We start from the raw sequence: 11894 nt of genomic DNA, 5'->3' as shown, positions 1-11894 counted from the left end.
GATGTCGGAATGAAGTGAGAACCATGATGCGAATCTTGTGGCATCTGGTGCACCAGCGTTTGTTTTTGCTGGGAATCCTGTTTTTGTCGGCGTGTCACACAGCGTTGCTGCCGCCGCCGGTGGTCGTTTCCTACCGGGACTCGCTCTGGGGGGCTGGCAAAGTCGTCCAGATTTTCAATGGCTCCTCTCATCATCTCTACAATGTTTGCGTCGTGGGACGGAACCTCAACGAAGTGGCATCTGCGTCCGTGAAGGTCACCGATCACCTCCCGCCCGGGGGGACTGTGGAAGTGGGATGGCTGGAATTCGCCAACTGGATCCCCAGATCGGGGGAGACCATCGAGGTGTATGCGGACAATTACGTTCTGCCAGTCATCTCTGTCATTCCCTGAGAGTTGGGGCTGCCGCGATCTGGCTGGCGGAATCGGGGAGTTTTCACAGGAATTGCGGGATGTCACCAAAGGACGCCTTTCTGATCTTGGGGTTACCCGAACGGGCCACCTGGCCCGAGGTGCAGCGACGCTACAAAGAAGAGGCCCTGGCCTGGCACCCGGACCGCTTTGTGGCGGGGAGTGCCCAATTCACTCGCGCCCAGGAGCGACTGAAACAGCTGAACGCGGCACGCGATTGTCTCCGCCGCGTTTTGCAGACTCCCGATGAGGCAGCGTCCGAGACGTGGGGGAATTCTGAGCAAGGGGGGAGACAGGCTGAGAGGTCTCGGTCGAACGAACGTGATCAGTCTCTCGTGCCTGTCATCCTGGGAGCAGTCTGTGGCGGAATGATTGCGTCAGGACTGGGTTGGTGGCTGGAGATCAACCTGCTGGTGGCAATGACCATCGGTCTGGTCACGGGAGGAACCGCAGGCGGAGCTTCGAGAGATGCCGGCCTGAACTCCGCAACAAAAGACTGTCGTGAACACTGACTGAACAATACTCACGACTCGACACTGAGAGGAATCTTTATGGACGCGCGACAACAACTGTCTCGTTGGCACACAAGTCTCATCCGGATCGCTGTCCTGTCGGTCCTGTCCGTTGCCTTGCCTGTGGCCAATCGGGGTTACGCACAGGAGAATCTGGAGGAAATCGAGCGGATTTTGGGGGGCATTGCCTGGCAGGAGGGGCCGACCAACGTCCTGATGGGGGATGTCGTCGAGCTTCGCGTCCCCTCCGGTTATCGGTTTACTGGAGCCAGTGGAGCCGCGAGCTGGATGACCGTCAGTGGGAATCAGCCTGCGTCGACCCTGATTGGTCTCCTGGCAGACGATGCAGGCCGCTTCGCAATGAGTTTTGAATTCGATCCGATCGGACACGTTCCCGATGAGGAACGTGATCAGCTGGATCCTGACCAAATTCTTGTGATGCTCCAGGACGGGACAAATGCCGGTAACGTCTGGCGGCGTCAGAACCGGTACCCGGAACTCACGGTGACTGGCTGGCTCGTCCCTCCAAACTATGATCGTGAGACGCAGAATCTTGTCTGGGCGATTCGCGGGATCTCCAGCGACGGGAATCCTTTCGTGAACCTCGATACCCGGATCCTCGGACGTCGTGGTGTTCTGAAAATCAAGGCGATCACCGATCCCAACAGTTTTGATGTCGTAGAGCCGCTCGTGCGACAGCTGCTTCCCGGGATTCAGTTTCGCTCGGGGGAACGCTATTCCGAAATTCGACCCGGAGACAAAGTCGCCACTTATGGCTTAATCGGGTTGATTTCAGGCGCCGGAACGACCGCTGCACTGAAAATGGGGCTGTTTCAGAAATTCGGTAAACTGATCCTGCTGGCCATCGCCGCCCTGGGCGGGTTGGGGGCCTGGGTGTGGAACACCCTCCATCCTCAAAAATCACCACCCGGAGTTCCCTCCCAGCCTCCGAAAAAACGCTGATTCGATGCCGGGAATTTCTATGAGTGATGAACAGCTCCTGTTCGTAATGATGGGGATGTTCTATGCCCTGGAGTGTGTCAGTCTCCTCAGGAAACCGGCTTGCTGCGTTGTTCCTGGGTGGCGGGCATCCCAGCTAATAGAGCCTTCGTCTCTGTTCACTTCCGGAGACCGGGGAGTGATCGTTCAGGGCTGCCTGCCGTACCAGCAGTCCTTCATCTGCCAACACCACCAATGGACGCTGGACGAAAGGGGGATCTTGTTTCCGGATGAGACGGGGGTGAATTCCGACAGCGGTTCCGCGAACAGGACCCTGCGTTTCGTCAGAATTGAAGAACTCACCGGATGCATCCGTAGCGGGGCAGCCGTGATCTGTGGAGAGGACATTCACGTGCACTGTGGCACAGAGGAATCAGCTCAAGCGCTCTGCGAACGCCTCCGTCAAATTCTGGACGCCATTCCCCAGGACCGAGCGCAGTTGATTGAACAGCAGATGCGGGCGGCATTTGACATCTCTGCTTTGGACCAGGAGTATCGGCGGTTTCGCAAATGGACGCTCCCACTTCAGTGGGCGTGCTCCCTCTGGGCCATGTGGACGCTGACGACGATTCTGCTGTTGAATTTCTGGCCAGCCCAACGTTATTCCGGAAATGTGCTCCTGATAGGGATTTCAGGATTTCTCGTTCTCTGGTTCTTCACAGCCGCGACGCTGATTCGAGCGAACCGTCAGCTTCGAATCTTGCAGGGACGCGAATGGAATCACACCCTCTGTCGATTGCTCCTGGTCCCTATGGCGGCCATGCGCTCCCCGAATTGGTTCTCACGTCACGTGCTACAGGATTTTGATCCGCTGGTGATCGCAGCGTATTTCTGCTCTGACGATGTGTTCTTCCGGCTGGCGCAGCGACGACTACTCAGCCTGCAATCCCCGACTGCGGAGGAACGCCCCGGTGAGGAAAACGCAAGGGCCTCTCAAGTCTTTCTGGATTCCCGCGCACGGATGCTCACGGTCGTCCAGGAGTTGATCACCCAGCGCGGCATCTCGGTGTCCGAGCTCCTGGAACCGCCATTGCGAGATCCGGATGCCGAGTCGTACTGCCCCCGATGCCGAGGGCAGTACGTCAGCGGCGTGCGAACTTGTCCGCAGTGCACCGGCATTTCATTGCAACCTTTCGGTTAAAAAGAGGCCCGTTCTAACCGTAAGCGTACTCTGTTTACCGATGACTTGACGGGGAGCTTTAACACTTGTTCTTCGGCCGTTTCACCCAGCGGGCTGCTTTTGCCGGTCGCTCCTGCAACTCACGGAACGGATCCGTCAGTCCCTCCTGTTGCATGAGTTTCAGATAATGCAGGGTTCGCTTGATCGCCATATACGAGTGGGGGATCACACGGCTCAATCGGCGGCAGCCCCAATCGGGGTAGTCGGCTTTTGCCTTTCGGCATTCATCGAGAATCTGTACTGGTGCGGAAGGGGTGAAGCAATCCGCCACGATCCGGATTTCGATGGCCTCTTCTCCTTTGCCGGGGGGGATCCGCAGGGTGAGCTTCGCCCTCGGAAACACCTGAGTTGAATCCAGCGCCTGGATCGGCTGAATGACGAACTCCGTCACATAGTCCCGCATGAGGTCAGTGAAGTCGTAGCTGTCGCGCGCCGTTGCCAGAATTCCTTCGACGAGTTTTTCGGCGAACGCCTCTCGAGTCGGAATTCCTTGCTCATCTCGCAGTGCTTCTGCCGCCTTCAGTTCGCACTGCACCGACGCGATACGGGTCTCGATCGACTGAAGCTCTGCCACTAACGAATCCATCGGACCCCCGGCTCGGATCGCTCGGACCAGATTTTCGCGTTCCTTCTCGAACTGCCTCAGCTGGTCGCCGAGATCGGCAAGCACTCGCTGGCTCCGCTGCAGCCTCTGGGAATAACTCTTCCACGCTGACTCAAGCAGGATCTCACGGAAACCAGGAGCCTGCTCAAGCTGCTCGATCAGCGGAGGCAGAACTTTCTGGCGGATGACTTCCGCTTTGACCTGCACATGGTTCCAGCAGTGCTGATCCCCCTTCTCAAATGCATTCTTACACTTAAGCTGGTCGTTCAACGTTCGCTCCATCACCCCACCGCAGATGGCACAGCAGACATGCTTGCTAGGCCAGATCCCTCGACTGCGGGGGATACGATACCGAGGATTCTGGGACCCGGACTTCTGTTTGTTGCGAGCGCTCCGCTCCCGCATCACCTGCCAGAGTTCCTCCTGCTCGGCGGCCGTCAGGTGCGCCAGTTCCGGGTAGTGCCGGAACTCCGGAGTGGCATTCTTCTCCCGGCGATGCTTACCAGTCCGGTAGATCGGCTGGTAGATCAAAGTACGGAAGCGCCGCTGTCCCTGCAGCAGAGGGTCTTTCAGCAAGTCGACCACGGTCTTTCCCACCCATTTCCGGGATTTGGTATACCGTCCCGGGAGGATCCCCTGTTCATTCAGCCAGTCAGCGATCGCCCCATACTCCTGTCCCCGCAGAACCCGGCGACGCATCTCCTGAATCACCGCCGTCGCCTCCGGAATCCGGGCAATCCGGAGGCCGACCGGACCGAACTCTCCGGACGCTGCCTCCTCTTTGCTGAGTTTGCGATATCCATAACGGACCTTGAGGACCATGCCTCCCTGCTGAAAGGCATAGTCCGCAGTCCGTCGGACGCGACGGCGGGTGTCAGGGATGTGCATGCCGTGCCGTAGCGTCGCCGCTCCCATCATGAGCTCCCACTGCGGATCAGCTGTGTCAAGGTTGTCTCCAATACAGATCACGCGGGTGTCGGCATCCACTGCATCCTGCACAAAGGCATGCTGATGTCGTGGGTTACGATAGGCGCGGGACAGATCCTCCATGAGGACGAGATCCCAAGTTCCACTCTCGATCTCCTCCTCGGCTTCGATGATCGACTGCCGGTCGGTTCGCAGACCACTTCCACGTTCGCCGAGATGCTTGATGTGCACATGGCCGTCGTAGTATTGCCGGAGAAACTTTTCATCGGCCGCATAGGAGGCCTCGATATTCTCAAGGCTCTGATGGGGTGTGGAAATCCGACCGATCAGAATGACCCGCAAAGGACCGGTGGGATCTTTGGGAATCAATGGAGCTTGTAGATTCATGAGCGACCTCCTTGTTGTTGTTGTTGCCAAACCTGTGATATCGCCAGACTTTCTGGCCAGAGACGGATCGCACGGTCGATCTCTTTCCGCTGAGTCGCGGCGCGGGTGTGCGTGTAGACCGCTGTCATTCCCAGTTCTCCCCCGGCCCCCGTCGGCTTGTGGCCGAGCGTGATCTGGCGGATCAGCGGATCGACATTTGCGTCCTGCAGGAGTGTGGCGAACGAATGTCGCCAGCTCTTGGGGCAAGTGGCGTTAGACATTCCCAAGCCGGCGGCAATTCGAATGAATGACGTGCGGATGCGATCAGCCTTCACGGCACCTGCATCCCGCCAGACGGTGCGCGCGACTCGCAGTTGAGCCTCGCGGGAGAGTAGGTCCGACGAAGCTTCGCCAATTCGTGATTGCAGGACTGCCGCCAGTTCTGCACGAGTACCACACAGCGCCGGGCGTCTCTGTCCGTTTACAAACGAATGCCGAAGAAAGACCGGCCCTCGATCCCGATCTTTGGTGACGCAACGCAGAACATCAACGACCTCCGCAACCAGCGGGACAGCGCGTTCATTGCGAGTCTTCGTCTTCCAGCCTAGGTCCGACTTGTTGCGTACCTGCAGCCAGCCCTGCTCCAGATCGAGATCTTCAATCAACAGGTGCACCAGTTCCCCCACCCGCAAGCCGGTTTTGGCGAGGGTAAAATGGATGGGAAACGCCCAGAGATCGGCCGCCTCCAAGAACCGCAGTTCCGACTCGGCATCCAAGACGAAAACCGGCTTCGCATCTTCGATCTGCATACGATCCAGACGAAGTTGCGAGAACGGATTCTCGGCATACGGCGGCAGATGTCGCATGCGGATTGCGTAGGCATACAGAGAACGACAGATCTCAAGGAGATTCTGAACTCCCTTGTCCCGCAACCTCCGTTTCGGGGTATGAGGATGGCCGTTGGGGGAGACCTGTTTCTCTCGAAGGTGCAACGCGAACCGGTCTGCAGAGATGGTGTGAGCAGGAATCTCTCCAGCAAAGTCTGCGAGATGCTGTGTCGCCGAGCGATAACGACGCACCGTTCCGACAGACGATCTCAGAACCTGCTCATGATGCGTCAGAAACTTCATCCGAAGTTCCGGGACCGAAATCGGCTGGAACGACAGAATTGTCGGGACGGAACTGATCAGTTCTGCGTTGATCCGAGCGGCGAGTTGCTCTGCCTCGGCCTGTGACTCACCGACCTTGCGTCGAACCGGACGTGAACCATCCCGATAATACACCCACCATGAGCCATGGTGGAAATAGAAAGAGACCCGTCCAATTCGCTTCCGGACGGGCCTGCTGCGCCGTGAAGTCATTCAAACCTCCCGTGCACGGGTTGTGCACCAATTGTGCACCAGGAGGTCGATTTTTCAGGCTGTCAATTTTTGTAAGTCATGTCTTAAACACGACTTGCAGTTTTACGCGGAACGTAAAAGCGGAGAGGGGGGGATTTGAACCCCCGGTACCGTTTCCGGCACACCGGTTTTCGAGACCGGCACAATCAGCCGCTCTGTCACCTCTCCGGGGTTCACTTCGGATCAAACGCAGTCGCATTCTCTCTTGAGTGATGTTCCTTCGTAAACGATTCACTGGGAATGTGTTACGAAGGATGCAATTTTTGATCAAGCCTTGGAGGCAATCCAAATACTGCGTGGGCGGGGAGTTTACCACACCGGATCGTTCCCGCAAAGCTCCCACTGTCCAAAACTCAATGGAAAACGACTATGGGGGGAGAGGCGGCCACCCTTGCTTTATCCGGCCTTCCCACTCGTTCCCTATGTCAGGGGGACATGTGGAAAGAGGATCAACTGGATGTAGAGGTCTCTCTCGACCGGGGGCGGGTAATAATTGTTGCTGCGGGCATTCTCGGGGAACTACCATCGGGAAGGCCGCGTAGACCATGCATTATGGTGCTCTCGTGGTGCGGCTCCATGTGCCTGGCCCCTTGAAGGCTTTTGCAGTTCCTTCGTAAAGCACTTCGGTTCGTAGAGCATTCCATATCCTCTCCCAAAACCCGATCTGTGTCTCTTTAAAGTTCATCTGCGAAATTCTGAGCAATTCGGAAATAGACGTTGCCGACAAAGTGGGACCGAACCCCATCGATCTCATGTAGAAAATTGCCCTTGACATCCAATTGGGACCTGCTCACACTCAAGTTTGCGGCCCACTACCTCGTGAGAGGTTTTTGAGGTCCTCCAGTGTGCGGCGTCGTGAGACGCTTAGCCATCCGAGTGGTCGGTATGGTCGCATAGCTAAGAATTCGCCGTTGTGGCGAGCCGTGAGGCTAAAGGAACAGGTTTATGGGGCAGAAAAGGCCAGATAAGATACTTCGTCTCTTAACTCAAAATGCTGCTGAAATTGCAGAGAAAGCAACTCGGCTTTCTGATCAGCTAGAGCTGGTGGAAAACATACTCAGAGAACTTCCTGGAAAGTTCGAGGTTGAAGTTGGCGAGAGCAACGGCCCATCAGGTTCATTGAGTCTCGCGCGGCATTCTAATGACTGGCACCTGATTTACAGCACGTATCAAGACTCGTACCGAGTCACGTCGAGTTCAGTTAGTATCAAAGCTGCGGCCGCCATTCTTGTGCCGGAACTGCTGGCAACTTTATCTCAGAAGTCCGAAGAGCGCCTGGAACAAATCAATGCTGGACTGAATGCATTGGACTCGCTGCCGTTTCTTCAGGACAGAGTGGAGGATTGCTAGTGTCCTCTAAAAAACTTCGGCCCTTTCCTGAATGGTACAGGATGTCGCTGTGTAGCGGCCCTTGGATTGCGCTGTTTATTGTTGCGATGGGCATCGCATCTGGAGTCGCGGTCAACTCGGTTGTAGTATTGATCCTTGCGGGGCTCTGCTCCCGCACAATTCCATGTGCGTCTGGAACGGAATCGAAGATCTCGTCATCTTAGTCCGAGACTTCTTCGGATGCCGTGTGGCTCATGGCGCCTCGCAATTGAGCAGTACACGTTACTTCAGATGATCTGGGACAATCGCAGAGGAGTATTATCGCGTCTGTTAGTGCATGTGTCAGACCTCGAGTCACGAGCCGTCTGCAAAATGAAAAATCCCCTGTGCAATTAATTGCACAGGGGATTGAAGTTTTTGTGAGGTGTTACTTTGCCAGATCGAGGAACAGGATCATGGATGGGTTACCGACTGGGGTGTACTGGCCGGTAAATTTCAGCTCGCCAGTCTCATGATTGACTTTAAATGTCGTGACGTTGTCTGCACGTTGGTTGCAGCAGAACAGGAAATTCTGGCTTGGATCAAAGTTGAAGCTGCGAGGATAGTTTCCTCGGGTCCATTCTTCGCCCACGTACTTCAGTTCGCCATTTGCACCGACTGAAAAGATGCCGATGCTGTCGTAGAGTCGATTGCCGGTGTAAACAAATTTTCCGTTCTCTGAAACAAGGATCTCTGAACAGAAGTTGCTGCCAGCGAATCCCGGCGGAAGTGTTGAGAGAGTTTGTCGTGGTGACAGCCGACCGGTTTCAGGATCATAGTCGAACATGACAACGGTCGATCCTTCTTCCTGAATGGAGTAGAACCATTTTCCGTTCGGGTGGAAGTGGAAGTGGCGTGGTCCATCGCCTGGTGGCAGTGAAACGGAATGTTGGACTGCAGGAGTCAGCTTGCCGTTCTTTGCATCGAACTTCCAGACGAAGATCTTGTCGAGACCCAAGTCGACATGGAGGACGAAACGTCCTGACGGATCTGCCTGAATCTGGTGAGCGTGTGTTCGATCGTGTCCACTGAATGCGAAGCTACCAGGGGGAGCGTTCGTTGCACGCGTCGGACCGATTGTTCCGGAATCTTCTTTCACATCTGTTACGTTCCCTAGTGATCCATCTTCCAGAATTGGGAGCACGGAAACTGATCCACCAAAGTAGTTGGCGATCAGGACAAACTTGCCTGACGGATGAATACTGACGTAAGTTGGACCTGCTCCCCCTGAGGAAACGGTGTTCAACAGTTTCAGTGAGCCATCAGTTTTGTTGATGGCGAAGGAGCTGACAGAGCCCTCCTTCTTCTCGCCAACACGGTCGGTTTCGTTCGCTGAATAAAGACGCGTTCCCGCTGCGTTCACTGCCAGACAGCTTGGGCTTGTCCCTAACTCAAAAACACCTGCTGGAGTCAACGCTCCTGTTGATCGATCGACTTGGAAGTAGTGAATTCCGACGCCGTTTCCCGGTGGAAGGTCGACCTGCGTTGGCAGAACATCTTTCAAAGGCGAGCTGAATGTTCCGACATAGGCCATCAAAGGGGCACTTGTGTTGGATTGTGCTTGCAGTGAACCTGTCAGGAGGGACGTCCCCAGCAGAGTGGCGGATGTCATGAGAAAAAGGCGGCGGGTCTGTTTTGCTTGCGTCATTGGGAACCAGCTTCAATGGTCGGTGGGACGTGAATTACGTAACAGAGATGACTTGAACGTGGGCGGATCAACCTCCGCCAACCAGTGTGACAACTTCCAACTCGTCGCCTTCTTCAAGCTTGCATTGTGCGTGTTGAGCTCGGGGGACGAGTTGTTTATTTCGTTCGACTGCAAGAAAACGAGGGTCCAGTTTCAATTCCGCCAGCAAGTCGGCAACTGTTGCTGTGTTTGCAATTTCGCGGGTTTCTCCATTCACCTGAATTTTCATCTCTTCAACTCCAAATTTCTCTCAGTGCAAAAACGCTTTAGATGAAACGCAGGCCCAGTTGTCAGGTTTGGCTTCTTGTGCCGATGCGAGCTTAACAGGTGGATTCTTTTTCTGTCACTTCGAAGCGGCTTTGTCTGTGATCTCGCCGAGCTTTGCTTGTGGAAAAGGTCGGGGTGACGGTCCGGCAGATCTGGTGCCCGAGTATAAAGCTCTAACAGCATCCGGCCAGCCTTGCGTGGTTTTCCATCGAAAGGTGCCTGGCAATCGACGCAATGGCGTACGTGCGAAGTTGTTTTTCACGTTCCTGAAAACGTTTTATGATCCGGGTAGCCCGATGTTCAAAATGGTTTAAGATTACCAGATGAATGCGTTCGATTGAGACATATTTGAACCCGTTTTGAGTACGACGAATTCAGTCCTTCGAATCAGATGCCGAGGTGTCGATTTGAAGTTCACCCGAAGCCTGCTCGATTCAAATCTGTGACGAGATTCGAAAGCAGGTTTCTCTTTCCTTTCCAAATGATCGACCGCGACGGTCTCAATTATTTCAGGATATCACCATGGCTAAACGACCACTGGACGGAATTCGCGTGCTCTGCTTCGTAGGTGATATCTACGAAGACCTGGAACTTTGGTATCCCAAATTGCGACTCGAAGAAGAAGGGGCCCATGTCACGATCGCTGGTCCAGAGTCCGGTGTGAAATATTCAGGCAAACATGGTTATCCATGTGTCTCTGATGCGGCGATCACGGATATGGAGTCTGATGACTTTCATGGAGTCATCTGTCCGGGTGGATTCATGCCGGACAAGTTGCGACGCGACCCAAAAGTCTTGAGCTTGCTCTCCGAGTTCTCAGACAGCGGCAAACTGATTGCAGCGATCTGTCATGGTGGGTGGATGCCCATCTCTGCGAAGATTTACGGCGGCGTTCGAGTGACCGGGTCGCCAGGAATTAAAGACGATCTCGAGAACGCAGGAGCGATCTGGGAAGATGCGCCTGTGGTTGTTGATCGTCATTTTATCAGCAGCCGGAAACCAGATGATCTGCCAGCCTTCTGCCACGAGATCATCCGCTTCCTGAAAGAGCTTGTCTAAGACGAACTGCGGAAATGCAGAAGAATCGCCTTTGGTGAATACTTTGAATTGAATCAAGCGTGCCGGGAGAGTCGTCTGTCACGAGACTGCTCTCGGCACGCTTGGAATGCTTCCAGTCTGAAGCGGTGCGTCTTTTAGACGGACTCTGGTGAAGCGTCTCGAAGCTGGAACGTCTGATTGACGCTGAGTTCGATGGCTGTGCAAAGTCCATCCAGATCAAGGTCACTGGCGTCGTGGCCGAACGGGTCTTCAACTTCTTCGGCGACCATCTCTAAGCCGATCATGAAGTAGGCGACGATGATCGTCATGGGGACTGTCCACCAGCGAAACGTATCTGCCATTCCCCACGGAAACGTGACGAGCGACAGCCCGATACATTGTCTGGCGAAAATACGATAGAGGCCAATAATTCGCGTATTGCGAATTCGCTCGCAGCCTCCACAGATATCCAGTAGCCGCAGCAGTTCCAGGTCGATTGCCCGAAATGTGGAGCTGTCCATTTGATTGTTTGCTCGTAGCTTGGCGACGAGTTTGTAAATCTGTTGAACTGTTTCGCTGGGGGGATGCGGCATTGAAATGTTCGGCACCATCGTCTGCTTACCCGCCGGAGCGAGTGGTGCACGTAAATGGTCTTTGAGCACCACTGCATATTTGCAGATCAATGAGCGAGCGCGTTCAGCGTCGTCTGGAAGAAGCCGACATTGAGTGGTCAGCTTCACTGCAAAGTTTCGAGAGCAATTGACCAGACCGCCCCACAGCGTTCGTGCTTCCCACCAGCGTGAGTAGGCTGCGTTTGTCCGAAAGACGAGTAAGAGACCCAGTACGAATGCAAACGCCGTATGGAGGTCTGCATTGTGATCCCCAAAGGTGTCGTATTGGGAAATCTCTTTAATTGCCGGAATGACTGAATAGAGTCCAGTCAGTACGGAATAACCGAGTACTTTTAAGAGAGTCTTGCTATACGCAATTGGGGTGACGATCTCCACAATCGGAGACTTGGAGGGAGATTTCGCGACCAGAGGAGGTCCCTTATAAAAGAACAATAAAATTGCGGGAGACGATGCTCCGAGACCCCGGAGACACAACAACGTTCATGTTCACCTGATACAGGTAAT

12 protein-coding genes and 1 tRNA gene are annotated in these 11894 nt (G+C 54.9%); 7 read left to right on the top strand and 6 right to left on the bottom strand.

Annotated features, from left to right (window positions below; all coding sequences use genetic code 11):
* Positions 1 to 23 precede the first annotated feature (23 nt).
* The 4 genes from SH527x_RS09640 to SH527x_RS09625 all read left to right on the top strand — a co-directional run bounded on the left by SH527x_RS09640 (position 24) and on the right by SH527x_RS09625 (position 3062).
* Complete coding sequence (locus SH527x_RS09640) at positions 24 to 392, top strand: hypothetical protein (protein WP_437194450.1); 369 nt, start codon at positions 24 to 26, stop codon at positions 390 to 392.
* Positions 393 to 451: 59 nt separating this feature from the next.
* Entirely contained in the window at positions 452 to 922 is a 471-nt protein-coding gene (locus tag SH527x_RS09635; protein ID WP_437194449.1) for a J domain-containing protein, read from the top strand.
* Positions 923 to 961: 39 nt separating this feature from the next.
* Entirely contained in the window at positions 962 to 1885 is a 924-nt protein-coding gene (locus tag SH527x_RS09630; RefSeq protein WP_437194448.1) for a DUF2167 domain-containing protein, read from the top strand.
* A gap of 388 nt (positions 1886 to 2273) precedes the next feature.
* Positions 2274 to 3062, top strand: a complete 789-nt coding sequence (locus SH527x_RS09625) for a hypothetical protein (protein WP_437194447.1) — start codon at positions 2274 to 2276, stop codon at positions 3060 to 3062.
* Positions 3063 to 3120: 58 nt separating this feature from the next.
* Here the strand turns inward: SH527x_RS09625 and SH527x_RS09620 are convergent, their stop codons facing one another.
* The 3 genes from SH527x_RS09620 to SH527x_RS09610 all read right to left on the bottom strand — a co-directional run bounded on the left by SH527x_RS09620 (position 3121) and on the right by SH527x_RS09610 (position 6566).
* On the bottom strand, positions 3121 to 5019 hold the full coding sequence (locus SH527x_RS09620) for a recombinase family protein (RefSeq protein WP_437194446.1): 1899 nt from the start codon (positions 5017 to 5019) through the stop codon (positions 3121 to 3123).
* Positions 5016 to 6359 (bottom strand): tyrosine-type recombinase/integrase, encoded by a 1344-nt coding sequence (locus SH527x_RS09615; RefSeq protein ID WP_437194445.1) that lies wholly within the window; start codon positions 6357 to 6359, stop codon positions 5016 to 5018. Before SH527x_RS09615 ends, SH527x_RS09620 begins: the two co-directional genes overlap by 4 nt.
* A gap of 120 nt (positions 6360 to 6479) precedes the next feature.
* Positions 6480 to 6566: transfer RNA gene (locus SH527x_RS09610), tRNA-Ser, on the bottom strand.
* A 777-nt stretch (positions 6567 to 7343) separates the two neighbouring features.
* Between SH527x_RS09610 and SH527x_RS09605 the strand changes: the two genes are divergently transcribed.
* Together SH527x_RS09605 and SH527x_RS09600 are read left to right on the top strand one after the other, a co-directional pair.
* Complete coding sequence (locus SH527x_RS09605) at positions 7344 to 7748, top strand: hypothetical protein (RefSeq protein WP_437194444.1); 405 nt, start codon at positions 7344 to 7346, stop codon at positions 7746 to 7748.
* 41 nt (positions 7749 to 7789) lie between these two features.
* Positions 7790 to 7951 carry a hypothetical protein gene (locus tag SH527x_RS09600; RefSeq protein WP_437194443.1) on the top strand — a complete coding sequence of 54 codons (162 nt, stop codon included), beginning with the start codon at positions 7790 to 7792 and terminating at the stop codon, positions 7949 to 7951.
* 203 nt (positions 7952 to 8154) lie between these two features.
* On the opposite strand, the gene SH527x_RS09595 is transcribed toward SH527x_RS09600, so the two are convergent.
* Complete coding sequence (locus SH527x_RS09595) at positions 8155 to 9414, bottom strand: lactonase family protein (RefSeq protein ID WP_437194442.1); 1260 nt, start codon at positions 9412 to 9414, stop codon at positions 8155 to 8157.
* 67 nt (positions 9415 to 9481) lie between these two features.
* Positions 9482 to 9682: a sulfur carrier protein ThiS gene (gene thiS, locus SH527x_RS09590; protein ID WP_437194441.1), complete on the bottom strand. Its 201-nt coding sequence runs from the start codon at positions 9680 to 9682 to the stop codon at positions 9482 to 9484.
* Between the two features lie 560 nt (positions 9683 to 10242).
* On the opposite strand from thiS, the gene SH527x_RS09585 reads away from it, so the two are divergent.
* Positions 10243 to 10779: a type 1 glutamine amidotransferase domain-containing protein gene (locus tag SH527x_RS09585; protein ID WP_437194440.1), complete on the top strand. Its 537-nt coding sequence runs from the start codon at positions 10243 to 10245 to the stop codon at positions 10777 to 10779.
* 134 nt (positions 10780 to 10913) lie between these two features.
* On the opposite strand, the gene SH527x_RS09580 is transcribed toward SH527x_RS09585, so the two are convergent.
* Positions 10914 to 11867 carry a bestrophin family protein gene (locus SH527x_RS09580; RefSeq protein ID WP_437194439.1) on the bottom strand — a complete coding sequence of 318 codons (954 nt, stop codon included), beginning with the start codon at positions 11865 to 11867 and terminating at the stop codon, positions 10914 to 10916.
* Between the last annotated feature and the right edge of the window lie 27 nt (positions 11868 to 11894).

Source organism: Planctomicrobium limosum, assembly GCF_051465645.1.
GTDB lineage: Bacteria > Planctomycetota > Planctomycetia > Planctomycetales > Planctomycetaceae > Planctomicrobium.
Note: the sequence above shows the minus strand (reverse complement) of the source record. Positions and strands in the feature narration are given on the sequence as shown.